Origin of the sequence: Ligilactobacillus ruminis ATCC 27782 (assembly GCF_000224985.1) — a bacterium.
GTDB lineage: Bacteria > Bacillota > Bacilli > Lactobacillales > Lactobacillaceae > Ligilactobacillus > Ligilactobacillus ruminis.
This window is the reverse complement of sequence record NC_015975.1, coordinates 2027952-2053122: the sequence shown is the minus strand read 5'-3', so window position 1 is coordinate 2053122 and position 25171 is coordinate 2027952. Positions and strand designations below refer to the sequence as shown.

Sequence of the window (25171 nt, the reverse complement as noted above, 5' to 3'; positions counted from 1 at the left end):
TAAGATGGAAAAACCAGAAATGATGCAGGAAAACCTGACAAGACCGTGGCACGAACGCATTGATCCCGTCACGAAACTGTTGCTGATTGCCGTTTTGACATTGCTGAGCTTTGTTTTGACAAATATCTTTGCCGAAGCAGCGCTCATCCTGGCAACGATTTTTCTGTTGTTGTTTTCGGGGAAATTAGGCAGCAGCATGAAGGCGCTTGGCTTTTGCGCATTCATGATTTTGACGATGCTGCTGATTCAGGGGTTGTTTTACCCTCACAACGAGACGCTTGCTTTTTCTTTAGGCGCAATTGCGTTTTACCAGGAAGGTTTGACGTATGCCACTTTGCTTGGTTGTCGAATCATCGTGATCGTTCTTGCAACGAATTTTTTCATGCGGACGACGACGATTTCTGAGAATGCCAAGTATTTGGAAAATGCAGGGATGAAATACAAAACCGTGTATTTATTGATGTCCGTTTGCTATATTCTGCCGCAAATGATGCAAAATCTTAAGAAGATTCAGCTTGCGCAAAGAGCTCGCGGAATAGGTGAACAAAAGTCGCTGATTCAAAAATTTAAGATGATTCTGCCGATTTTGATCCCGTTGGTGATCAAGACGCTCGATCAGTCGATGTCGCGTTCGATTTCGCTTCAATTGCGAAATTTTGAAAGCAAAAAGCGCACGGTCCGAGCATTAAGGAGAACGTATCTGATGGACAAGATGTTTCATCGAGCACTTGGTTTGACAAGCATAATTTTGATAGGATGTAAAGTATGGATGCTAATCAACAAATAGTTTTGGACAACTTGAGCGTAAGATATCGCGGAGAAGACGAAGCGGCGTTAAAGGAAATCTCTTTGACTGCAAAAACGGGTCAGATCATCGGAATCATCGGCAACAGTCGTTCCGGAAAAACTACTCTTTGCGACGTTCTTTCGGGAATCATTCCAAATATTGTTTCAGGTCACGTTTCCGGTACTGTCAGATTAGGTGAGTTTTCACCGTTTGAGGCGTTTGACGAATATAATTTTCATACGGGAGTCGTTTTGCAAAATACAGCGGGGCAGCTCAGCGGTCTGTCAGATACTGTTTTCGATGAAATCGCATTTGGACTGATCAATCAAGGGATGAGTGAAGAAGAGGCATCAAAATCAGTTGTCCGAGCAGCTTGTCAGATGGGTCTTGAAGATCTTTTGGAGCAAGCGCCAGACACGCTTTCCGGTGGTCAGACTCAGCGCTTGGCAATTGCTTCCGAAATCGCATTTGATCCTGAATTTTTAATCATGGACGATCCAACGAGCCAAATGGACCCTGTTGGCCGAAGAGAATTTTTCGAATGGCTTGCGGGCTGCTCCGAAAAAACGATTTTTATCGTTTCGAACGAAGTCGATGATTTGTGCGAGATTGCAGATCAATTGTGGGTTTTGGAAAAGGGTGAGCTGATTGCTTCAGGGAAACCGCTTGACGTGATCAATCAGGTCGCAGAAGGCCATGACTTGTATCTGCCGGTGGTTTATCGAATGGCAAAAGAGTTTGGAAAAAAGCTTCCGAGCGGACTTTTTCCCGTAAAACTTTCCGAGCTTAAGGGGTGCTTTGATGACCAAAATTGAAATTAACGATTTAAAATTCACGTATCCGGGCGACAATTTCGGACTTAAAATCAAACATCTGACCTTTAGCGAGGGGATGATTGCGATCATCGGTCAAAACGGTGCCGGCAAATCTACTTTGCTCAAGCTTTTGAGCGGCCTTAATCAGCCTGATTCCGGCGAAATCACCGTTGAAGGCCAGAATTTGAATGATTATATCGGTGACAAGCGCCTTGAGCAAATCGGTTTGACTTTTCAGGATCCAAACGATCAGATTTTCAATGCAACCGTTAAAAAAGAAGTCGAGTGGGGTCTCCGTCAGATGGACAAGCCGGAAACTGAGGTTGAGCGCATCACAGAAGAAGTTCTTCAAGAAGTCGGTTTGGCCGATAAAATGGACGAAAATCCCTATGATTTATCTCTTTCCGAACGCAAGCTGCTGAGCATTGCGACGGTAGTGGCGGTTCGACCGAAGATTTTGCTGTTCGATGAACCGATGATGTCGCTTGATTGGCCAAGCCGGAAGAAAATTACCGATATTTTTCGCTATCTTGCCGACCGAGGACATGTCGTCATTACGATTACGCATGACATGGACTGGGTTTTGGAAGAATATGAAGACGTTTATGCAATGGCTCACGGCGAATTGGTTTATTCAGGCAAGACGTCAGAATTTTTCGAATCACCGAGTCTGGTTGAAGAAGTCGGCGTCCTGCTGCCGAAAGCAACCGAGGTCAAGCGCGAATTAGACAGATATCTGAAAGAAAAATGATAATAAAGAAGAGGCCGGGAAAAAACATGCCTCAAACCAAAAAGCCCGGATGAGATTTCATCCGGGCTTTGTCAAATGGTGTTGATGACCTCGAAAACTTCACTTCAGAAATGGAGTGGAGTTTTTTGTTCTCGTCGGGTTCTCCTGTGTTTTCTCAAATTGGTACAGTTACGTATCAACACCGCCTGCGTTTCCGCTAGCGTGGATTCATGTATGAATTTATGCCGTTGATTCGCAAAGCTCGAACGCGCACCGACCTCCTTCGTCCGGCTTTTCGTTTAATTCAAGAGTAAAACGGGATTTTTTTCCAGTCGCATCTTTGGTTCAACATATGATTTGATAGTGACTGTCAAGCAGTCGAATTTGTCCGGGAGCAAGACCCGAAAGTTTGATTTGACAATCTTTCGTAATGAATGCTGCTCCAAAAACATCTTGTTCAAACGGATAGTCCGGCAAAGGGTCGCCCGCAAAAAAGAGACGCGTCGTTTCGATTTCTGCAGTGACGGATTTTTTGGAGAAGACAGTGACGCTGTTCAGATTATTCTCCCTGGGATACCCTGTATTTGAATCAAGGATATGATGATAGCTCTTTTGACCTGAAGTCAGTCTTCGTTCGTAGATACCGCTTGTGACGGCCGAGCATGGCGGCATCGTGACGACTGCAATCGGTTCATCGTTGTCTGAAAAAGGACTTCTGAGACCGATGCGCCACAATCCATCGCAATGGTGCGGAGGTTTTCCGACCATTAACAGGTTTCCGCCGAGATTGATGATGCCGCACGCGATTCCGTATGCATGCCATAAATCTTGGATGCGGTCAGCAATATAGCCTTTGGCAATGGCCCCGAGGTCGATTTCCATGCCGGCTTTTTTTAAGAAAATCGACTGATCGGCATCGTTTAATTCGATCTGCCAAGGATCGATCAAAGAAAGACGCTCTGAAATCTGTTGTTCAGAAGGGACTTTCGCATCAGAAAATCCGATGTGCCACAGTTTGACGAGCGGACCGATTGCAGCATTAAAACCAAAGTCTGCACGACTTTTTTCGACCGCAAGCTTTGTCAGTTGATAGACCGAGGCCTCAACTTGAACCGGAAACTTTCCGGCAGCCTGTTTGACGCTCATGAGCTGGGAATGATCTCTGTTGACGGTCAAAACATCTTCGTAATGATTGACAAGGTCTGCGCTTTTTTCAAGTACGGTCTGGTCAAGTGTTCCGAAGACGGTCAATGAAATGCTGGTGCCCAATGCTCGGAAATGTTTTGTCAGCGCGGTCTGTTGGATATTTTCTTTCACGCTTGCGATGCCCCTGTAACCGAATCGGCTTTAACCGCCATCTTAGGTTGTCTGAGATTGACGATCACTGGCCGCTCGGATGTTTCCTGCTCTGCATTTGACGAAGATGCACCGGTCGTTTCGTCAACGGAAGATTTTACCAAGCCAAAAGTTTTCTCATCAATTCCATAGTCATTGGTTTTGTCAGTTTTTGAAGCGGACGTTGAAGCATCGACGGTTGATTCGTTTATTCTCAAATCGACGATGACCGGCGTTTCTCTTGGTTTGGAAGATGCACCGGTCGTAGCATCGGCTTGGTTGTTTCGACCTGCCATGGAGTTGATCGAGACCACATATTTGATAAAACCGTCAAAGCACGTGTCGAGCCATGAAATCGTGCGATCGTCGTTTAAGTTGTCATTCTTGTCAAATGCAGAGGGCGCATGTCCAAGCAAAAACTGATGACCAGGGAGCACGTATGGCCCGAGTCCCGGTGAATCAAGGATTCTGCGCAAGTCGTCTTGGGCATAGACCGTGCCGAGGTTTCCAAGCGAGGCGCCGACAATCATGACCGGACGGTTCGTTAGCGGGTGAACGTCATAGGAAAGCCATTCAATGATGGATTTGAGCGCTGCCGGAATTCCATGATCGTATTCCGGCGTAGCAAAAATGACGCCGTCAGAATGATCGATTTCGGTTGCTAATTCCATGATTGAATGCGGCGTTTCATCAAAGTCCTCGCAAAAAAGAGGATATTCTTTGATTTCTTTAATGACGATTTCAGCTTTGGCTGCGAAATGTTTCTTCATAAAATGAAGCAGTCTGCGATTGTACGATTTGCTGGCATTTGTGCCGACAATGGCGATGAATTTCATGGCTTGGCCCTCCGATTTTTGTTCTGTTTAAATTATAGTTAAAAAATGATGCAAATGTCAACGCTGTAAGGGGTGTTTCACGTGAAACATCCCTTGCTTAAGATGATGAAATGCTTATATAAAAGCGGAAATACGCAAAAATGATTGGTATATGCTGAAAAAAGCGCAAAATAAAAGGCCCGAACAAGCAGCTCCGACCTCTAATACTTGAGATATAGATAAAATTTATTGGTACTCTCGAGCGGAGAACCCGAGGTAAAGAAACTTGCGGTTGCAGCTGGTCTAGTTGCAACTCGAGCACATAAACTTAGTTTAAATCAGTTTATGCGAAAAAACAAGCAAAAAAATCACTTATTCTAAGGATAACGAATATAATCACATGCATATTTTGTGAAATGCAGTGCCGACCTAATTACGGATGATTCGTCAAATAAGCATCGTGAACTGGATTTGGCAGTTTTTTCCGAGAAACATGAGTCATTGAGGTGCTTAGTTACGGGCAAAAGCGAAAGAACGCGATTGTCCGTAATCGAGTATCTGTAATAGGAAGAAAAAAGACCATAGACTGCAAAAGCAAAATATGTCAAGAATCATGTCTGATTCGATCAGTATGTTTCGTTATCCAAATGATGATTGTAGTATTCGACTTTAACATCGTCATCCGAAACGGAAAGTTTTGTGACGGAACCATTTCTTGGACCGTTTTTGGCCGACCTGAGCTCGGGGGCATAACGATCAACGATTGAGCGAATCGTGATGCTGTGGCTGACAAGCAAAATGTTTTCACCGTCGTGATGATGCTTGCGCAGCCAGTCGAAACCCTCATCGATTCGTGCCCAGTAGTCTTCATCTCTTTCAGCATCTTTGAAAGGATCGACCTCATGCAAAAGGTCTCTGGTTGCAGCAAGAGAATACTTGTCCAAAAGGTCATTGTAGGTGCGGCATCCGTGAACGGCCCCGACCATGAGCCATGTCTGGGTCGCATCGTTTCCCTCGAAGTAGCCAAAGCTTTGTTCGCGGAAATACGTTAAAGTCTTGCGTTTTGGCGTTTTTGGATACTCTTTGTTTTCAAACAGAATACAGCGACACGTTTTCATGGCACGCGTCGTGTCGGAACTGTAAGCAGCATCAAAATGGATGTTTTTGAGATGTTTGCCGGCACTGTGGGCATCATTTGTGCCTTTTTCGGTTAACGGGGAGTCACACCAACCCTGGAGGCGATTATAGCTGTTGAGAATCGTTTGTCCGTGACGGACCATGTAAAGCGTGAATGTCATTTGTTTTCTCCAATGTTTGTTTTATTATCAACAATCATAATAACACATTCCGACAATTTTTCGTATGAATGTATGGAACTTTTGGCAGGCAGACAGGTATAATTAGAATTAGCAAAACCATGTAAAGGGGATTTTGACTTGAGAAAGACTCAGCATATCAAACTATTTTCGCATAACGACTTGGACGGATTCGGTGCCCCTTGTCTTTTTTACGCATTGGCTCCTTATATGTTCAGAGGTGTTGAATTCGATTTGACGACCTGTTCAGCCGGCAACCTTGACCGCGAGCTTGAGCATTGGTTCAAGGAACCGGATATTTTGCGCTATACCGATGTCTACATTATGGACATGACTCCTGACAGTGATTATTCCTTCAAGCTGTTGGAGCAAAAATTCGCCAATCACTGGCTTATTTTCGATCATCATGAAAGCGAAGCAGAATTGCGCTCCGGATACTCGAAGAACTGCATTTTGCCGTTGGATGAAAACGTCACGCCGAGCGCGGTCAGTCTGGTTTGGGATTTCATGACTCGCCAGCCGAATTTTGCGCTTGTTCCAAAGCAAAAGCAAAAAGAACTGGCAGAGCTGGTTGAGATGATTCGGGCATACGATACGTGGGATTTTCAAAATGACAAGAACATGTCTTATGAAGAGCGCAAAGCAGCCGACGAATTGAATCAGCTGTTTTGGTTCTTCCCTTTGAGCAAGTCAAAATCTTTTGTCGATTCTGTTTTTGCTTCCGGTTGGGAAAAATACAGAATTGAACATGAGCTTTTGATTTCAACTTTGGAAGGGCGACGACAGCGGTATCTTGACAAGCACCTCAAAAACGTCGAAACGTTTGAAATCGAGGGACACGGCTTTGGCGTGGTCTATGCCAGCGATTATAAATCGGAAATTGCTCATGAGCTGCTTAAAAAATACGATGTTGACGCAGCCCTCGTAATTGACAGCCACAGCGTGTCGTTGCGCTCAAACGGCAGACTTGACGTGGCAAAATTTGCTGAAGACTACTTCAGAGGCGGCGGACATGCTGATTCTGCCGGCGGACGGCTTGAAGTCGAACCAATCAAGGCAGCCGAACAGGCCGTCATCGAATCGGTCAAGCAGCGCGCCAAATTAAATGAAGAAGTTGCATCGCAAAATGAAGATGAGACTTCAAGCCTGGGCGATTCGCTTGATCCCGAGATGGCTGCCAAGCTGGCATCTTTGTTTGGAAACGACGGTAAGTAAGAACTCTGCATTTGACAAGAGGGGTGAGAATATTGACTTATCAAAACGATCTGTACGTTGAACTGGCAAAAATCGGCAAAAGCCTTTCGAGCGAACGACGCTTGGAAATCATGGATCTGTTGGTTCAAGGACCAAAAACGGTTGAAAAGATTGCCGAACTCACCAAGATGAGCGTTGCAAACACGTCGCGACATCTGCAGGTTTTGCGCAGCGGAAACCTTGTCGAACGCAAGCGTGACGGAAATCACATCTATTACGGGCTGGCTTCTTCAAGGGTCGTTGATTTATTCTATCTGTTGCGCGACGTTGGGGAAGATCAGCTTGAAAGAATCAGTCAGATCAAAGAGGACTTTGAAAAAAACGACGTTTATGCGATGTCGCTTGATGCGGCTTATAACAAGGCCAAAAGCGGCGAAATCGAACTGATTGACGTGCGTCCGGCTGACGAATACGCGACTGCTCACATTGCGGAGGCCAAAAACATCCCTCTGCCTGATCTCAAAGAAAAGCTTGATACGCTTCCGGATGATAAAGACCTCGTGGTTTACTGTCGCGGCAATCTGTGTACGTATGCAACTCGAGCTGCCAGAATTTTGAGCGAATCAGGCTATAACGCTCACAGCCTGAATGAGAGTACCTATGATTGGAACAGATACATTGAAAAAGAAGGTGCAGGAAAAAATGAGAATTAACGTGTTGCAGCATACCCCAAACGAAGGTCCGGGCGCCATTCGGTCATGGGCAGAAGAAAACGGACATGAGCTTTACGTGTATCACCCTTATCGATATGGAATCCTTCCTGATGTCGAAGAAACGGACATGCTGGTCATTTTGGGCGGCCCGATGAGTCCTAACGATGATTTTGAATGGCTGAAAAAAGAACGCGACCTGATCAGAGCCGCAATTAAACAAGATTTGCCGATTTTTGGAGCATGCCTTGGCGCGCAGCAGATTTCAAAGGCACTTGGCGGAGTCGTCAAAAACAGCGGCGTCAAGGAAGTCGGCTTTGCACCGGTTTTTTTGGAATCGCATGCGATCAAAGGTCTTCCGGAAGAGGTTAGCGTGCTCCATTGGCATCAGGATTGTTTTGAAATTCCAAAAGGTGCGGAGCTTCTTTTTTCAAGCAGACTGCTTAAAAATCAAGGATTTGTCATGAATCACCGCATTGTCGGACTGCAGTTTCACTTTGAGCCGCTTCCGAACGATTTGCGCGAAATCGTCGTCAATGACGGTTCTTATACTGAGGGGAGCGACCTTGGACAAACGCCTGAAGAAATTCTTTTGCACGGAATTCCTGAAGAAAACAAGCAGATCATGTACAAAATTTTGGACTACATCAGCGATGGGCATAAAGATTGACGAATAAGATGACAGGTGGTATATTCTAACCATTCAAGTGATTAATTGAATAGGTGTTTCGGAGGTGGATGCAAATGGTAAAAAAATTGACTGATGACAATTTCAAGAAAGAAACGAGCAACGGATTTTCCTTGGTAGCCTTTATCGCCTCGTGGTGCCCTCCATGCAACCGTCAAGCGCCCGTCATCGACGAGCTTGATTCGGAAGTAGGCAAATTAATTACGGTAGGCAGGCTTGATACCGATGAAAATCCTGAAACTTCTAAAGAATTTTCAATCATGTCGATTCCGACCCTGATGCTTTTGAAGGACGGCAAAAAGGTCAAACAGCTTACCGGTTTTCATAACAAGGAAGAGTTGATCGGCATGGTGGGAAAATATATTGACTAGTGAAAAGCACCTGTTCAGAAAGGAATTTTCAAATGACTGAAAAATATGATGTGATCGTGATTGGCGCAGGTCCTGGCGGGATGACTGCTGCATTGTACGCGTCTCGTGCCAATCTCAAGGTAGCAATGCTTGATCGCGGCATTTACGGCGGTCAGATGAACAATACCGCCGAAGTCGAAAACTACCCTGGATTTAAATCAATCATGGGACCGGAACTTGCCAAGAAAATGTATGAAAGCTCGACGCAGTTTGGCGCGAAGCTTTTGTATGGCAGCGTGACCGGCATCACGGTTGACGAAAACGGGACGAAGCACGTCAAAACGGACAGCGATGAATATGAAGCAGAAGCCGTTATTATCGCAACCGGATCGGAGAGCAGAAAGCTTGGCGTTCCAGGTGAAGAAAAATACAGCGGCCGCGGCGTTTCATACTGTGCCGTTTGCGACGGGGCATTTTACCGCAATAAGCGCGTCGTTGTCGTTGGCGGCGGCGATTCTGCAATCGAAGAAGGATTGTATCTTGCCAATTTGTGCGAAAACGTCAATGTTATTCATCGTCGCGATGAGCTTCGTGCGCAAAAGATCTTGCAGGATCGCGCTTTCGCAAATGAAAAGATGTCGTTTACGTGGGACAGCGTCGTAACCGAAATCATCGGAGACGACATGAAGGTTTCAGGCGTAAAAGTTCACAATAAAAAAACCGGAGAAGACAGTATTCTTGAAGCAAACGGCGTCTTCATCTACGTCGGGACGACACCGATGACCGAGCCATTTAAAGATCTCGGCATTACTGATGAAAACGGCTGGATCGTTACTGACGAGCATATGGAAACAAAAATTGCCGGTATCTATGCCGTTGGAGACGTTCGTCAGAAGTTTCTGCGACAGATTACGACGGCTGTCGGCGATGCCGGGATTGCGGGACAGGAAGTCTTCAGCTATCTTCAGATGAAAAAATAAAGCAATGAGATAAGATTTGACGTTGATTGAATGATCAGCGTCTTTTTTTATGCAAAGCTTCCGATTTATCTGACGGATAATGTCAGATTGCCCAGGGTGCAGGGATAGTCTGTATGATTAATGGATGTCAGCTTCTTCAAAAAAATAATAAGGTGGCAATTGACAAATTTGTACCAACGAATTATACTAAGAGAGTAGATAAAAAGAAAACGCTTAATCAAAATAATCGGAGGAATGAGACATGACAAAAAATGAATTCCCTAAAGGTTTTCTGTGGGGCGGCGCCGTTGCTGCTCACCAGTTAGAAGGCGGTTGGAACAAGGGCGGCAAGGGCGTTTCCGTTGCTGACGTCATGACTGCTGGCGCAAACGGGGTTCCGCGCGAAATTACAAAGGGAGTTATTCCTGGCAAGAACTATCCTAACCATGAAGCCATCGATTTCTATGACCACTATAAAGAAGATATTGCCTTGTTTGCCGAAATGGGCTTCAAGTGTTTCAGAACTTCAATTGCATGGACGCGCATTTTCCCAAACGGCGATGATGCAGAACCAAACGAAGAAGGTTTGAAGTTTTACGATGACTTGTTCGACGAATGCCACAAGTACGGAATTGAACCAGTCATTACGCTGTCTCACTTTGAAATGCCGTATCATCTCGTCGAAGAATACGGCGGCTTTGAAAATCGCAAAGTGATCGACTTCTTCGTTAAATTTGCAGTCACATGCTTCAAGCGTTACAAGAACAAGGTCAAGTATTGGATGACGTTTAACGAAATCGACAACCAGTCAGCTTTCAATAATGACTTCCTGATGTGCACCAACTCCGGTCTGCTGCTTGGCAAAGACTCAAAGGACAACGAAGCGCGCATGTATCAGGCTGCTCATTACGAAGTTGTTGCCAGCGCCCTTGCAGTCAAAGAAGGACACAAGATCAACCCAGACTTCAAGATCGGGACGATGATCAATTATACGCCTGTTTATCCGGCAACTCCTGCTCCGGAAGACGTCTTGCTTGCACAACGAGTTGACCAGCGTCGCAACTGGTTCTCAGACGTTCAAGTCTGGGGCGAATATCCTAAGAACGTTGAGGCCTACATTGAACGTGAAGGATTCCGGCCCGATATTACCGAAGAAGATCGCATCGTGCTTAAAGAAGGCACCGTTGACTATGTCGGCTTCAGCTACTATCAATCAATGGCCGTTTCGGCAAAGAACGTTGCTCCGGATGACTTGGACGATGTTTTCAAGGCCCTAACGGACAATCCTTTCTTGAAGAAGAGCGACTGGGATTGGCCAATCGATCCCGTTGGCTTGCGCTACTCGCTCAACCTGTTGACGGATCGCTATCACGTGCCGTTGTTTATCGTTGAAAACGGCTTGGGTGCCGTTGACAAGGTTGAAAAAGACGGCAGCATTCATGATCCGTACCGCATCGACTATCTTCGTTCGCACCTTGAAGAAGTCAGGAAGGCAGTCGTGCTTGATGGCGTTGATCTGATGGGTTATACGCCATGGGGATGCATTGACCTTGTTTCAGCCGGAACGGGTCAAATGTCCAAGCGTTACGGTTTCATCTATGTTGACAAGGATGACGAAGGCAAAGGGACGATGGAACGTTCCCGCAAGGATTCATTCTACTGGTATCAAAAAGTTATCAAGACGAACGGTTCAGACCTTGATTAAGGTGATTGTTTGAGTTAAAGATTGTCAAAAATAATTATTTCCCGGGAAATATTCCCGGTTTTTTTGTTGTTTTTGTGGAAATTCAGAGCGTTAATCACCTATTGCTGACAAAAAGATAGAAAGCTTCATGAAAATATGAGATAATTCCATTATAGGTATTGAAAATAGGTATTTTAAAAGAGGAGCATTAATGAAAAAATTACGGCTTATTTTTTTCAGCATGATTTGCTTTTGGATGTTGGGATTTGCCAGTGCCAAGGCAGATGATGATTACGAAATTACAAAGTATGAAGTCAACGTTGATATCTTGGATAATGGTGACGCCAGGGTCAGACAAGACGTTGCATACGATTTTGACGGTGATTTCCACGGTGTTTACTACAACCAGGACATGAGGGGAATCAAAGGCATTCGGGACGTTTCTGCACAAGTGACTCAAAACGGCAAGACGATTGAATTGGAAGAAGGTAATTCCGGTGCAGACAATACATACGGAATCGTTGAGAACAATGCTCAAAATTTCAAATTGAAATTGTATCACAAAATTTCGGATGACAAGGCTGTATTTACTTATGGCTATACGCTAAAACAAATGGTCACCTGCTATAATGATACGGCAGAATTGAACTGGAAGGTCATCGGAACCGGATGGGATCATTCGTTGCATAATGTCAAAATTACGATCAATCTTCCAAAAAAGAACATCGACAAGCTGCAGGCATGGACTCACGGACCTCTCGACGGACAAACGAAAGTGGACAAAAAGGCCGGCCGCGTAATCATGACGCTTGATCGCAACCCTTCAAATACTTTTGTTGAAACGCATATGATTTTTCCAAAAGATGTTGTTCCTTACAGTTACAATCATGTTTTCAAGGATGCAAAAAGGAGGATTCAAAAACAAGAGGCCAAACTTGTAAAAGAAGCCAACGGAAAAAGGGAGCAGAGGCGGCGCTTGAAGAGCTTGTTTACGGCATTCGTTGTTGTTTTGGGAGTCGTTTACGTTATTGTGGCGGTTTTCGTTTCGCCTGGCAATAAGACCAAACCGGAAGGAAAGTACGTTCATTCATATGAGATTCCTTCCGTTACGCCGGAAGTCGCTTATGTGATCGACAAGGACGTCACCCCGAATACTCAAGCGTTTTCGGCTTATTTGATGCATCTTGCAGGAGAACGACGCCTTGAAATCGTCAAGTCTGATGAAGACAAAAAAGATTATCGCATCTTTTTGAAGGATGAAAAACTGCTTGATGAGTCAACGTTTCTTGACTATCTTTTTACCAGAATAGGTGACGGAACTTCATTTTCAGTCAAGGAGATGAAGAAAAAATGCCGACGATTCAAAGATTCAAAGCGTTTGAATCAATATTTTGAAAGCTGGGCAAGGACAACCAAGGACCAAGCCGATGAGCTGAATTATAAAGACAAGAAGAATTCCGCCTATGGAATCACATTTGGCATTTGTGCCGTCGTAATCTCGTTTTTAGTGATTATGGCTGCCGTTGTTGAAACGTCGTTCGTGACCTTGAAAGGGGCAGGGTTGTTGATGGTGCTTGATCTGGTCGTTTGGGCAGCATACGTTTACTATTGCAGAACGCATGACAAGTATACGACAGAAGGACGAAAACTCCGCTATCAGATTCGGTGCTTCAAGAAGATGCTGAAAGACATCGGAAAATTTGACCTCAAAGAAGTCGGCGACATTATTTTGTGGGAACGGATTTTGCCGTATGCGGTCGCATTTGATCTGGCCGATCGCGTCATTGCCGCATTGAAATTTGAATTCGGCGAAAAGGCCATCGAAGATGCGTGGGGGCCAAACTATATCTTTGTCATGTCCGGATCTGATTTTGGAAGAGGATTTTCCGAATCGTTTTCCTCGGCACTGTCATCCGTCAGTTCCTCGGTCAGCGGCGGATCCGGCGGCTTTTCCAGCGGAAGTTCCGGCGGTGTCGGCGGTGGATCCGGCGGCGGTGCTTTCTAAAATTGCAATATAAGATACGGTGCTCTGGACTGCTTTGTCGATCCAGAGCACTTTTTCATACTTAAGACTGCATTTTATAGAGGGGATATAAGTCAACAAAGAAGCTATCAAACAATCCAAAAAAGTACTTGTCAAACCTGTACCAATATGTTATAAATGATGATGTAAAAAGAAAGCGGTTAACATCACTAAAATCAACAATGTTACCGTTAACGTTTAACAGTGTTTTCTGGAGGTAATTATTATGGCTGAAAAAACAATCATGTTATGCTGCGCTGCAGGGATGAGCACGAGTCTTTTGGTGTCAAAGATGCAAGCATCCGCAAAGGAACAAGGTCTGGACTATGAAATTTTTGCAACGGCGGCTTCTGATGCCGATCAACAGCTTGCTACGAAGAAGATTGACGTCGTTTTGCTCGGACCTCAAGTTCGCTACTTGGAAGCTGATTTCAAAAACAAGCTTGAAGGAACGAATATTCCTCTAGCCGTAATTGACATGACGGCATATGGCATGATGAACGGTCCTAAGGTTCTCCAACAAGCAATTGATTTGATGAAATAAGGGACGGTTCGACAGATGACTGAAGAAAACAAGATTACTGAAGAAGAACAGATGCAGATTACGATGGGGCTGATCATCAACGCCGGGAATGCCAAAGCCTTTGCAGTTGAAGCAATCACATGCGCCAAAAACGGCGACTTTGAAGGTGCCAAGGCCAAATTGAAAGATGCCGATCAGGCCCTTGTCGAAGCACACAATACCCAAACTGGGATGCTGACGCAAGAAGCACAAGGCAATCATGTGAATGTTACGCTTTTGACCGTTCATTCGCAGGATCATTTGATGAATGCGATTACTTTCCTTGATCTTGCCAAGGATTTGGTCGACGTTTACGAAAGAGTCGCAGAACTCCAAAATTAAGCAAGAAGGACTTTGAAAAAGTCGCGTTTTTTTATCTTGAATGAAATGCCGAACAAGGGCGGTCGACCTGCGACTGACTTTGTCCGGTATTTTTAAATTTTGATGCATGGAAACTGCCTTTTTGTCAAATGCAGTGCCGCGCACCAACTGCATGATTTGTGCTGCGCGTCAGTCCGGTGGATTATGGATAAAATACCTATTTTTGGAATATGCCCGTAAAAGTCGGAGCTCGGTTACGGCCTTTTTTGACGGACTCTTTTTGCTTATTTGCATCATTTGAGTCTTCAATTTGAGGCATGCCGTTTCCGGACATCTCCTTTTGTAAAAGTTTATTTATGAAATAAAAACTGATATAAGTAAATTTTTTCGTGACAAGAAAATAGTTGACTTCAGCCAAAAGAAAGCGCTATAATGTGAAATGTAAAGTCAGTAAAAATATTTGTATATATATTAGGCAAACGAAATGAAGAAAATATTATATTTAATGCGACATGGTGAAACATTGTTCAACGTTCAAGGCAAGATTCAGGGATGGTGCGATTCGCCTTTGACGATAAATGGCATCAAACAAGCCAAGGCGGCAGCTGCTTATTATGAACGAGAAGGCATCAAGTTTGATGCTGCATGCTGTTCAACGGCCGAAAGAGCAAGCGATACGCTTGAATTAATCACTTCCTTGCCTTATGCGAGACTTAAGGGCATCAGAGAAGTGGGTTTTGGAATGTTTGAAGGAGAACACGAATATCTTCATCCTTCAAGAGAACAACGTCATGCCGGATATTACAAGCAATTTGGCGGAGAAGATGAAAATGAGGTCAGAGAGCGCGTCGTCAAAACTTTGCTCGAAGTCATGAACAAAGACGGAAACAACACGGTTCTGGCGGTCTCTCACGCTGGTGCCTGTGCCAATTTCTTGTCTGCTTGGCAAGATCCGGAACCGATTTTAAAGAAACATCGCATTCCTAATTGCGGAATTTTCAAATATGACTTTGACACCGAATTACAACGTTTCTTCTTGGAGGACGTGATTGATCCCGTGCATATGGAAAAATAATAAGAAAGAGGGAAAATAAATGGCTTTTAAAGAAAGTTTCTTGTGGGGCGGCGCAACGGCTGCCAATCAATACGAAGGTGGATTTGACGAAGGCGGCAAAGGCTTGAATGCCATTGACGTCGTAACGAACGGTTCTGCAACGGAACCGCGCTGCGTTACTTGGAAGAAAGCTGACGGGACGACAGGCAAATCACCGATTTCCTGGGGCGGAGAGTATCTGGATTTTCCAGCGGATGCAGAACCGGCCTTGGTTGACGGTTTCTATTATCCGAGTCATACGGCAACCGATTTCTATCATCACTATGAAGAAGACCTCAAATTGATGGCCGAGATGGGCTTCAAGTGCTTCAGACTTTCGCTCAATTGGTCGCGCATTTTCCCGAACGGTGATGATCCTGAACCTAATCAGGAAGGTCTTGCATTTTACGACAAGGTTTTTGATCTTTGCCATCAATACGGCATGGAACCGCTCGTGACGCTTTCACACTATGAAACGCCGCTGAGCCTGATGATTCGTTTCCGTGGCTGGCATGATCGCAGGATGATCGATATTTTTGAAAACTATGCCAAGACCGTCTTCAAATACTACAAGGGCAAGGTCAAGTATTGGCTGACGTTCAATGAAATCAATGCCATGGAAATGTGTCCGTACATGGGCGGCGGTCTTTTGGACGATAATGCTCAAAACAGGGCTCAAGGCGCCTATAATCAATTTGTTGCAAGTGCCAAGGCAGTCAGAGCAGCGCACGAAATTGATCCTGAGATGATGGTCGGTCAAATGTTGGCCTATCAACCGGCATATGCCTATACGTGCGATCCCGCCGATCAGGTTTTGGTGCTTGAACATGATCAGCAAATGCTGTTCTACACGGACGTTCAATCCGGCGGACGTTATCCTGACTATCAATGGAAGAAATACGAACGTGAAGGCATCAAGCTTGATGACGAGCCTGAAGACTACGAATTGCTCAAGAACTACACCGTTGATTTTCTCAGCTTCTCCTGCTACGGTTCAGGCGTTTTGACGACGCACGAAACTGAGGCAAAGGCAAGCGGAAATCTTGGTATGAACGGCGTCAAGAATCCGTACCTTGAAACGAATGCCTGGGGCTGGGCAACTGATCCGCAATGTCTGCGTCTGGCATTGAATACGCTTTGGGACAGATATCACAAGCCGCTTTGGATCGTTGAAAACGGAATCGGATGGAACGATCAAATCGCAGAAGACGGCAAGATTCACGATGATTACCGCATCAAGTATCTGCAGGCAAACATTCAATCGATGGATGACGCCGTCAACATTGATGGCGTTGATCTGATGGGCTACACGATGTGGGGCTGCATCGACCTTGTTTCAAACGGAACTGGCGAAATGAAGAAGCGCTACGGTTTCGTGTACGTTGATCGCGATGATCGCGGCAATGGTTCTTTGAAACGCATTCCGAAGGATTCGTTCTACTGGTATAAGAAAGTCATTGAAAGCAAGGGTTCTGACCTTTCGATGTAAAAATGCAGAGAAGAGGCTGAAAAACCGTGTCTCAAACTAAAATAGACCGTGAAAACCATGCCTCAAACTGAAAAACCGGATGATTTGCAATTGGTTGCAATTCAATCCGGTTTTTTGCGTATGCATGACAATCGCTTTCCATGATGGAAATATCCAGAAAGAGTCGGCTTCTTTTCCATGTATCAAAGAGCCCAAAAGATGTGTGTTGTCAGTCCGCGCTGCATTTGGCAATGTCACTTCCGTTTACGGACACATCGATGAAAATGGACGCTTTGTCCGTAAATGGACTGTTCGAAAAATGGCGATTACGGACAAAATGGTCAAAAATAGCCGATTGTCCGTAAAATGCGTTTTGCTTACGGACAAATCATCAAAAATGAAGCCTTTGTCCGTAAATTCGAGTGAGATCCTGGATAGATTACGATTACGGACAAAAATGGCTGATTCGCTCGGCTCCTTTTGGTAAAAAGTTACATTTTTGTTACAAACGCTCCTGCCATCTGTCTTATTTGCCACAATTCTGTTAGGCTAAAGACTAGGACAGGAAACACTGGGGGGAAATGGCTTGGAAGAGGATATGCTTCCTGCAAAAGGATGTCTTGAGACAAAAGCATTCATCGAAGAAATGGCTCAAGCAGAGCACAAATTGATGAAGCGTGCTTTTGAGCGCGAACGGCGCATTGTTCAGCTCAACCAGGCTGACAGATTTGCAAGAAGATTCGGGAAAAAAGATGCGTATCGATTTGAGAAAATCGAGGTTAAAAGCACTGCATTTTATAAGGAAAACAACCTGAAGATTGACTTTCAGCTGGCGGTTCATCAGCTCAGAAAAGATCAGCAGATGAGCCAAAAGCAGTTTGCCGAAGCCGTCGGGATGAAGGTCTCGCGGCTGAAACGAATCGAAAAAGGGGAAGTTTTGCCGCAAATGAATGAAATCATCACGCTGGCAACGATTTTTGACAAAGCGATCAGTTTCAGGCTGCAATAGGGAATTGACAATTCTTGAAAATAACATTATATTAGAGGTAATCATTCTTATCTTAAATCGATGAAGTAGTGAAAGTGCTTTATCCACGTTTTGTTTCGGACAACCGGCTGCGTGGGGGCGCTTTTTTTTTGTGATATAATTCAAGGAGGAACAGAAAATGGCTACGGTGACGGAATTTGATACAATTGCAGCAATCTCGACCCCTCCAGGCGAAGGGGCAATTTCGATCGTGCGAATGAGCGGTGAAGAAGCCGTTTCAATTGCGCAAAAAGTCTTTTCGGGCAAGGACTTGACGCAGGCGAAAAGTCATACGATAAACTATGGGCATATTGTCGATCCGAAAACCCATGAGGAAATTGACGAAGTGATGGTTTCTTTGATGCTTGCGCCAAAGACTTTTACCAGAGAAGACGTCGTTGAAATCAATTGCCATGGCGGCATCGTTGCGACGAATCGGATCTTGCAGCTGCTTTTGGTAAACGGAGCCAGACTGGCCGAGCCGGGCGAATTTACGAAGCGCGCGTTTCTTCATGGAAGAATCGACCTCACCCAGGCTGAATCGGTGATGGATCTGATCAGGGCCAAAACGGATCGTTCAATGAAAATCGCTCTGAACCAGCTTGACGGCAACTTGTCTCACCTGATCGATTCTTTGAGAAAAGACATTTTGGACGTTTTGGCACAAGTCGAGGTCAACATCGATTATCCGGAATATGACGACGTTGAAGAGATGACGACGAAGCTGCTCAAGGAAAAGGCAATTGAAATCAAGCAGCGCATCGAACAGCTGCTCAAGACTGCTTCGCAAGGAAAAATCATGCGCGAAGGGTTGGCAACGGCGCTTGTCGGACGTCCGAACGTCGGCAAATCAAGTCTTTTGAACCATCTTTTGCATGAAGACAAGGCTATCGTGACTGACGTTGCGGGCACGACGCGCGACGTGATCGAAGAATATGTCAACGTGTCAGGCGTTCCGTTGAAGCTGATCGATACGGCCGGCATCAGAGAAACGGACGACAAGGTTGAAAAAATCGGGGTCGAACGTTCGAAGAAAGCCATCGAGCAGTCCGATTTGGTTTTGCTGGTGTTAAATGCAGCGGAAAGTCTGACAAAAGAAGATTTTGAACTGATCAGACTGACCAATGACAAAAAGCGAATAATCATTTTGAACAAAACTGACCTTGAAGAAAAGCTCGATCGCAAAGAACTGGCAAAAATTTCGGGAAATGCACCGGTTTACGCAACGTCGATCTTGAAAAATGAGGGTGTGGAGGCCTTGGAAGAGGCAATTTCCAAGCTGTTTTTCAACGGAATCGAAAATTCTCAGTCAACGGTAATGGTAACGAACGCTCGACATATCGCACTGCTTAAGAAAGCACAAAATTCGCTTGATTCTGTTCTTGAAGGAATCAGTTCAGGGATGCCGGTCGATCTGGTGCAGATCGACATGACGGAAGCCTGGAATCTTTTGGGCGAAATTACCGGTGAAAGCTACGAAGACGAGCTGTTGGATCAATTATTCAGTCAATTCTGTTTGGGAAAGTAGGTTAAAAAATGCAATTCGGAAACAAGTATCAAGCCGACGATTATGACGTCATCGTTGTTGGTGCGGGTCATGCGGGATGTGAGGCGGCTCTTGCTGCCAGTCGGATGGGCAACAAGACTCTCTTGATCACGATCAATCTTGAAATGGTGGCATTCATGCCATGCAACCCGGCCGTTGGCGGTCCTGCCAAAGGTATTGTTGTTCGTGAAGTCGATGCTTTGGGCGGCGAAATGGGGCGCAACACTGACAAAACGTACATTCAAATGAGAATGCTGAACACGGGCAAAGGACCGGCCGTCAGAGCGTTACGAGCTCAGGCCGACAAGCGCCAGTATTCGATTGAAATGAAGCACACGCTTGAAAAAGAGCCTAATTTGACGCTGCGCCAAGGCATCGTTGACGACCTGATTGTTGAAGAAGGAAAGATCAAGGGCGTCGTGACAAATACAGGGGCCTGCTACGGAGCAAAAGCGGTCGTTTTGACGACCGGAACGGCTGCACGCGGCAAGATCATCATTGGCGAATTGATGTATTCGTCCGGTCCCAACAATACGCAACCGGCAATCAAGCTTTCAGAAAACTTGGAACGTCTCGGCTTCAAGCTCAAGCGTTTCAAGACCGGAACGCCGCCGCGAGTTGACGGGAATACGATTGATTATGCCAAGACGGAAGAACAGCCCGGTGATTCGACGCCGCATCTTTTCAGTTACGAAAGCAAGGATGAAGACTATCTCGATGTCAAGAATCAGCTTTCATGCTGGTTGACCTATACGAACGAAAAGACCCATAAGCTGATTCAGGACAATCTTGACCGTGCGCCGATGTATACCGGAGCCATCGAGGGCGTCGGTCCGCGCTACTGTCCGTCAATTGAAACGAAAATCGTGCGTTTTGCAGACAAGAAGCGCCATCAGCTGTTTGTTGAACCTGAAGGCCGCAACACGGATGAATATTACGTTCAGGGGCTGTCGACTTCCATGCCTGAAGAGATTCAGCTCAAGATGGTGCATTCGATTGAAGGTTTGGAACATGCTGAAATGATGCGTCCCGGATATGCAATCGAATATGACGTGGTGGAACCTTATCAATTGCGACCGACGCTTGAAACAAAGCTCGTGCGCGGACTTTATACAGCCGGTCAGACGAACGGAACTTCAGGCTATGAAGAAGCAGCCGGTCAAGGCATCCTGGCCGGCATCAATGCAGGTCGTCATGCGCTCGGAAAAGAAGAAATCGTTTTGAAGAGAAGCGATGCCTATATCGGCGTAATGGTCGATGATCTTGTAACCAAGGGCACGAATGAACCGTATCGTCTCTTGACGAGTCGTGCCGAATACCGGCTGATTTTGCGTCATGACAATGCCGATCTTCGTTTGACCGAACTCGGACACGAAATCGGTCTGATTTCAGACGAACGCTACGAAAAATTCCTTGAAAAAAAGAAAGCCATCAAAGAAGAAGAAGCAAGGCTCGAGTCGATTCGCATCAAACCGTGCAAAGAAGTTGACGAATACCTTGAAAAACATGGTGATCGCGCCTTAAAGGACGGCGTTTTGGCAAGCGACTTCCTGCGCCGGCCATACGTCACGTATGCTGATTTGCTGCATTTCATACCGGCACCTGAAAAGACTTTGGATCGCCACGTGATCGAGCAGATTGAGATTCAGTACAAGTATTCAGGCTACATCAAAAAAGAATACGAACAGATCGAAAAACTCAAGCGCATGGAAGCAAAGAAGATTCCTGAGCGCATTGATTACAGCGCAATTGAAGGCCTTGCCACGGAAGCCATGCAGAAGCTGACGAAGATTCAGCCGGAAACGCTGGCTCAGGCAAGCCGAATCAGCGGCGTCAATCCGGCCGATCTGGCAATTCTTGCAGTGTATATCGAACAGGGAAAGATTGCCAAGGTTGACTGATAAGCCGATATTTGGAAAACTGCAGGTCGATTAGACTTGCGGTTTTTTGGTGATTTCGGAATTTTTGAACGGGCATTTTTCCGGGTCTATACTAAATGGTGTTGATGATGATTTTTCAACACCATTTTTTGTATTCACAAAATATCTTCACAATGCTATAAAATGAAACTATACAAATGCAGCTGAATCTATCATTCCCACCTTCGTTTCCGTCTAACGTTGCGTGACATCCACCGTTGATTCGCAAAGCTCGAACGCGCTGCGACCTAACTGGGTTTCACCCCGCAGCCCGTTCCGCCCAGGTACTCTCACTTGGCAGGCTCGCCTGCTGGCGTTCGAGCAGGCCTGGTGCTCGCGGGCTAAGCGCTCGGTTCAACACCTTGTCTCTGCCTCGCGCTCCACGACTTTGCCTGGTTGCGGTTGACATCACAATGCTTACCCGCCGGAAACTACGGCTGGAGGGTGTGGATTCAGAGAGGCTGACTCCCAATAATCAACCTGCTCATTTACGAAAGAAGGCCTTGAAATGATCATGGACAACACTCTTGAACTCCTTGGCATCACTGACTCCAACATCAAGATTACCAGATTCAGCGCAGAATCCGTCAACGGTGAGAAACGCAACGTCATCGAGGCACGGCTGACCTACAATGTGAACAGATGCCCCTACTGCGAATCTGAAAAGATCGTCAGGAACGGATCTAAGATACTGCACACGCGCCTTACGGAGCTTCACCAGGAACGCTTTGAAATGAAGCTGTACAAACAGCGCTATCTCTGCAAAGGAAGAACTGCTTTTTGACACATTTTAGCAAGTCAACAAGCGTCTCAGTCCTTGCGGAGTCGTGCAAAGCGAAAAAACATGATGGAATCATGAAAGATCTCAGCAGAATATGTCTCAAATTAAAAAACCGGATGACTTGCAATCAACTGCAAGTCATCCGGTTTTTAAGTATGCATGACAATTGCCTTCCATGGATCAAAACGTCCAGAAAAGGAACTTTTTTCAACTTCTTTTGGTTCGCTTTTAAAAGCTTTCATTGTTTCACGTGAAACATTTTAAAGGAACATCAATCCGATCGGCGGAATCAGCAATGAAGGCAACAGATTCATAATGCTGATTTTTTTGAGTCCCAAAATATTGATGCCGGACGCAAGGATTAAGATGCCGCCGACGATCGAAAGTTCGGTCAATAGCGTCGTGCTGATGGCTGTGGCACAAAGTTTGGCCAAAAGATAAATAGAACCTTGCCAGCAAAAAAGCACGGGCGCGCAAGCAGCAATGCAGATGCCGTATCCTGAAGCAAGAACGGTCGAAGTGACGCCGTCAAGCATCCCGTTCGTAAACAAATACGTATAATCGTGATTCAATGAGGCATTGACCGGTCCCAGGATTGACAAAGTTCCGATGCAAAAAAGCAGAATTCCGGTTGAAATTCCTTGGGCCGCTTGTCCGTTCGAGTGTTTTTCAACAAGGCTTGAGAATCTGCCTTCAAGGTCCAAAAAAGTCCCGACAACGCCGCCAATCGCCAGACTCAAAATGAAAAGCACGGGGTACCTGCTGTTTGGCATGTGCTGAATCGTCGTATTTAAGCCCAAAGCGACGACCGCAAGCCCTAACCCTTGCATCAAAATGTCATGATATTTTGATGCCATGCCCTTTTTAAACAGGGTTCCAAGCAGGCTTCCGCAAAAAATCATGGCAGTGTTGAAGATTGTTCCGATCATAAGATGCGCCTTCCTTTCGTTTAGTCAATTATAGCATTTTACCCTAAAGGGGCGAGAATGCCCCCACTTCTCTAAGTGGGGGATGAATCGCCTCTTTTGAAGCACTCAGTGCTTCTTTTTTCCTGATTCATTTTAAATCGGATATTATAATTAGTGCATAAATTGTAAAAGGTGATAACCACGATGGAATTGGACAAAAATCAACATTCGGTATATTCAATTAATTATCATCTTGTGATGGTAATAAAGTACCGCAGAAAAGTAATATCTGATGAAATATCGGGATACTTAAGGGCTACGTTTGAACTGATAGGCATCACTTATGGTGTTGAATTAGTAGAGTGGAATCATGATAAAGACCATGTTCATGTGCTTTTTAGATGTACTCCCCAAATCGCCCCTGCTAAATTCATTAATGCATATAAATCAGTTAGTTCAAGACTGGTTAAAAAGAACTATCCTGAAATACGTCAATATTTGTGGAAGGAAGCTTTTTGGACTAAAAGCTACTGTTTGATTTCCACTGGCGGAGTTTCAATTGACGTAATTAAACAATATATTGAAAGGCAAGGTCAAAAATAATGGTTTTAAAAGCGTTCAAATTGAGATTATATCCTAATAAAACGCAACGCAATCAAATTCATGTTAATTTTGGTTGTGCTCGTTTTGTGTGGAATCAAATGCTTAATATGCACATTGAACGCTATAAAAACAATAAAAAGGCTAAATTCCAAGGCAGATATTCAATGGATGTCATGCTGAAAGCTTTAAAAATAGAATATCCTTGGTTAAAACAGGCAGAGTCTACGTCTCTTCAAAGAGTAAATCGAGATTTGGACGACGCTTTTCAAAGATTTTTCAATCATAGCCTTCAAAATGGTTTTCCAAGGTTTAAATCAAAGAAAAACACTAACCAAAGCTATACTTCTAAATTTGTCAATAATAATATTCGAATTGTGGATGAACATCACATTAAACTGCCTAAACTAGGCTTAGTGTACTTTAAAGCCGGCAGAATATTAAACGGCAAGATTAGAGCTGTCACAGTTCGTGTTAATTCAAGAAAACAATATCAGGCTAGTATCTTAGTTGAAAGTGAAAACCAAACTTTCAAAAAGACGAAGAAGTCTGTTGGGATTGATTTAGGGTTAAAAAGTCTCACTGTCACTTCTGACGGTCAAAAAGAAGACATTCTCAATGTTGATGACAGGCTGAATAAACAATTAAGAATTTGGGAACGTAAAAAATCCAGACGCTATGAAAATGCTAAAAAAGCGATGGCTTTTGATGAGCATGATAAAGTCTTGTTCCCCAGAACGGACTTAAAGCAATTTCCGCGCTATCAGCAGGCTGTGAGAACTGTAGCCAAACTTAAGAGACATATTGCTGAACGAAGAAGAGACAATCTGCACAAGTTGACAACTAGATTGGTTAAAGATTATGACACTATTGTAGTTGAAAATTTAAGTGTAAAGAACATGATAAAAAATCATCATCTGTCTGCCTCAATTGCCAATGCTTCCTGGGGAACTTTAATCAGTCAGCTTAAATATAAATGTGCATGGTATGGCAAAAAATTAATTATCATAGACCCTAAAAATACCAGTCGTATTTGTCATGAATGCAAACAAAAAAATCACGAGTTTGACAGCCTTTCCCAGTCAGAATGGCTAGCTGCTCGTGAATGGGACTGTCCTAATTGTCATGCGCATCTCGATAGAGATGTAAACGCAGTTAAAAATATCTTGGCTAAAGGATTAGAAACTCTGGCTTAATAATAAACAGGTATGGAACGTACCTTGGTAAATAGCGGTGACCTCTACCAACTTAGTGAAGAACTAGACTGGCAAGTTTGCCGTGTTCCCAGAATCCCCAACTTCAAACCGGTAAAAAACGAAGTTTCAGGTTAAGTTGGGGTAGTTCAAAAAACGAGATTCTATAAGGATTTTAAATGCAGAGTTTGGATTGAGATGCGTGTTTTCAGCGACTGATTTGACAAAAAAACAAGCGAAGGTGCCGGCTGCTCTGAATTTTCCTTTACAAGCTTCGTGTTCTGCTTTGAAAAAGTATTTGTTTGAGCATATTTTTTGAAGAAGTTGCGCTTAGTGCTAGAGAAACG

The 25171-nt window shown here is 44.7% G+C and carries 24 protein-coding genes; 20 read left to right on the top strand and 4 right to left on the bottom strand.

Annotated features, from left to right (window positions below; all coding sequences use genetic code 11):
- Nucleotides 1-4: 4 nt before the first annotated feature.
- From LRC_RS10155 to LRC_RS10145, 3 genes are read left to right on the top strand one after another with little or no spacing between them, the layout of a single operon-like run.
- Nucleotides 5-787: an energy-coupling factor transporter transmembrane component T gene (locus tag LRC_RS10155; protein ID WP_014074323.1), complete on the top strand. Its 783-nt coding sequence runs from the start codon at nt 5-7 to the stop codon at nt 785-787.
- A complete protein-coding gene (locus tag LRC_RS10150) occupies nt 766-1602 on the top strand; it encodes an energy-coupling factor ABC transporter ATP-binding protein (RefSeq protein WP_014074322.1) in 837 nt (278 codons plus the stop codon). The genes LRC_RS10155 and LRC_RS10150 overlap by 22 nt, the downstream gene beginning before the upstream one ends.
- On the top strand, nt 1589-2353 hold the full coding sequence (locus LRC_RS10145; protein ID WP_014074321.1) for an energy-coupling factor ABC transporter ATP-binding protein: 765 nt from the start codon (nt 1589-1591) through the stop codon (nt 2351-2353). Before LRC_RS10150 ends, LRC_RS10145 begins: the two co-directional genes overlap by 14 nt.
- 324 nt (nt 2354-2677) lie before the next feature.
- On the opposite strand, the gene LRC_RS10140 is transcribed toward LRC_RS10145, so the two are convergent.
- The 3 genes from LRC_RS10140 to LRC_RS10130 form a co-directional block, all read right to left on the bottom strand.
- Nucleotides 2678-3649, bottom strand: a complete 972-nt coding sequence (locus tag LRC_RS10140) for an FAD:protein FMN transferase (protein WP_014074320.1) — start codon at nt 3647-3649, stop codon at nt 2678-2680.
- Entirely contained in the window at nt 3646-4503 is an 858-nt protein-coding gene (locus tag LRC_RS10135; RefSeq protein WP_014074319.1) for an NADPH-dependent FMN reductase, read from the bottom strand. The genes LRC_RS10140 and LRC_RS10135 overlap by 4 nt, the downstream gene beginning before the upstream one ends.
- Nucleotides 4504-5108: 605 nt before the next feature.
- Nucleotides 5109-5780 carry a histidine phosphatase family protein gene (locus LRC_RS10130; RefSeq protein WP_014074318.1) on the bottom strand — a complete coding sequence of 224 codons (672 nt, stop codon included), beginning with the start codon at nt 5778-5780 and terminating at the stop codon, nt 5109-5111.
- A gap of 138 nt (nt 5781-5918) precedes the next feature.
- Here LRC_RS10130 and LRC_RS10125 point away from each other — a divergent pair, with 138 nt between their 5' ends.
- The 15 genes from LRC_RS10125 (at nt 5919) to LRC_RS10045 (ending at nt 22126) form a co-directional block, all read left to right on the top strand.
- Nucleotides 5919-7013, top strand: a complete 1095-nt coding sequence (locus LRC_RS10125) for a DHHA1 domain-containing protein (protein ID WP_014074317.1) — start codon at nt 5919-5921, stop codon at nt 7011-7013.
- Between the two features lie 32 nt (nt 7014-7045).
- Complete coding sequence (locus tag LRC_RS10120) at nt 7046-7705, top strand: ArsR/SmtB family transcription factor (RefSeq protein ID WP_014074316.1); 660 nt, start codon at nt 7046-7048, stop codon at nt 7703-7705.
- The gene (locus tag LRC_RS10115) at nt 7695-8372 is read left to right on the top strand and encodes a type 1 glutamine amidotransferase (protein ID WP_014074315.1); all 678 of its coding nucleotides are present in this window, start codon (nt 7695-7697) and stop codon (nt 8370-8372) included. The genes LRC_RS10120 and LRC_RS10115 overlap by 11 nt, the downstream gene beginning before the upstream one ends.
- Nucleotides 8373-8446: 74 nt before the next feature.
- On the top strand, nt 8447-8761 hold the full coding sequence (locus LRC_RS10110; RefSeq protein WP_235315334.1) for a thioredoxin family protein: 315 nt from the start codon (nt 8447-8449) through the stop codon (nt 8759-8761).
- Between the two features lie 32 nt (nt 8762-8793).
- Nucleotides 8794-9720: a thioredoxin-disulfide reductase gene (trxB, locus tag LRC_RS10105; RefSeq protein WP_014074313.1), complete on the top strand. Its 927-nt coding sequence runs from the start codon at nt 8794-8796 to the stop codon at nt 9718-9720.
- A 241-nt stretch (nt 9721-9961) separates the two neighbouring features.
- Nucleotides 9962-11404: a 6-phospho-beta-glucosidase gene (locus LRC_RS10100; protein ID WP_014074312.1), complete on the top strand. Its 1443-nt coding sequence runs from the start codon at nt 9962-9964 to the stop codon at nt 11402-11404.
- A gap of 190 nt (nt 11405-11594) precedes the next feature.
- The gene (locus LRC_RS10095; RefSeq protein ID WP_014074311.1) at nt 11595-13388 is read left to right on the top strand and encodes a DUF2207 domain-containing protein; all 1794 of its coding nucleotides are present in this window, start codon (nt 11595-11597) and stop codon (nt 13386-13388) included.
- Nucleotides 13389-13632: 244 nt separating this feature from the next.
- A complete protein-coding gene (locus LRC_RS10090) occupies nt 13633-13950 on the top strand; it encodes a PTS sugar transporter subunit IIB (protein ID WP_014074310.1) in 318 nt (105 codons plus the stop codon).
- Nucleotides 13951-13965: 15 nt separating this feature from the next.
- Nucleotides 13966-14310, top strand: coding sequence for a PTS sugar transporter subunit IIA (locus tag LRC_RS10085; protein WP_014074309.1), 345 nt, complete (start codon nt 13966-13968; stop codon nt 14308-14310).
- A gap of 463 nt (nt 14311-14773) precedes the next feature.
- On the top strand, nt 14774-15364 hold the full coding sequence (locus LRC_RS10075) for a histidine phosphatase family protein (protein WP_014074308.1): 591 nt from the start codon (nt 14774-14776) through the stop codon (nt 15362-15364).
- 19 nt (nt 15365-15383) lie between these two features.
- A complete protein-coding gene (locus LRC_RS10070; protein ID WP_014074307.1) occupies nt 15384-16871 on the top strand; it encodes a glycoside hydrolase family 1 protein in 1488 nt (495 codons plus the stop codon).
- A 565-nt stretch (nt 16872-17436) separates the two neighbouring features.
- Nucleotides 17437-17859, top strand: coding sequence for a helix-turn-helix domain-containing protein (locus LRC_RS10060; RefSeq protein WP_241531305.1), 423 nt, complete (start codon nt 17437-17439; stop codon nt 17857-17859).
- A gap of 157 nt (nt 17860-18016) precedes the next feature.
- A complete protein-coding gene (gene mnmE, locus LRC_RS10055) occupies nt 18017-19405 on the top strand; it encodes a tRNA uridine-5-carboxymethylaminomethyl(34) synthesis GTPase MnmE (RefSeq protein WP_014074305.1) in 1389 nt (462 codons plus the stop codon).
- An 8-nt stretch (nt 19406-19413) separates the two neighbouring features.
- Nucleotides 19414-21324: a tRNA uridine-5-carboxymethylaminomethyl(34) synthesis enzyme MnmG gene (gene mnmG / locus LRC_RS10050; RefSeq protein WP_014074304.1), complete on the top strand. Its 1911-nt coding sequence runs from the start codon at nt 19414-19416 to the stop codon at nt 21322-21324.
- A gap of 526 nt (nt 21325-21850) precedes the next feature.
- On the top strand, nt 21851-22126 hold the full coding sequence (locus LRC_RS10045; RefSeq protein ID WP_041820209.1) for a transposase family protein: 276 nt from the start codon (nt 21851-21853) through the stop codon (nt 22124-22126).
- A gap of 257 nt (nt 22127-22383) precedes the next feature.
- Here LRC_RS10045 and LRC_RS10040 read toward each other — a convergent pair whose 3' ends face one another.
- Complete coding sequence (locus tag LRC_RS10040) at nt 22384-23052, bottom strand: DUF554 domain-containing protein (protein WP_014074303.1); 669 nt, start codon at nt 23050-23052, stop codon at nt 22384-22386.
- Nucleotides 23053-23235: 183 nt separating this feature from the next.
- On the opposite strand from LRC_RS10040, the gene tnpA reads away from it, so the two are divergent.
- Nucleotides 23236-23634: an IS200/IS605 family transposase gene (gene tnpA, locus LRC_RS10035; RefSeq protein ID WP_041820208.1), complete on the top strand. Its 399-nt coding sequence runs from the start codon at nt 23236-23238 to the stop codon at nt 23632-23634.
- Nucleotides 23634-24827, top strand: a complete 1194-nt coding sequence (locus tag LRC_RS10030; RefSeq protein WP_014074301.1) for an RNA-guided endonuclease TnpB family protein — start codon at nt 23634-23636, stop codon at nt 24825-24827. Before tnpA ends, LRC_RS10030 begins: the two co-directional genes overlap by 1 nt.
- Nucleotides 24828-25171: the final 344 nt, after the last annotated feature.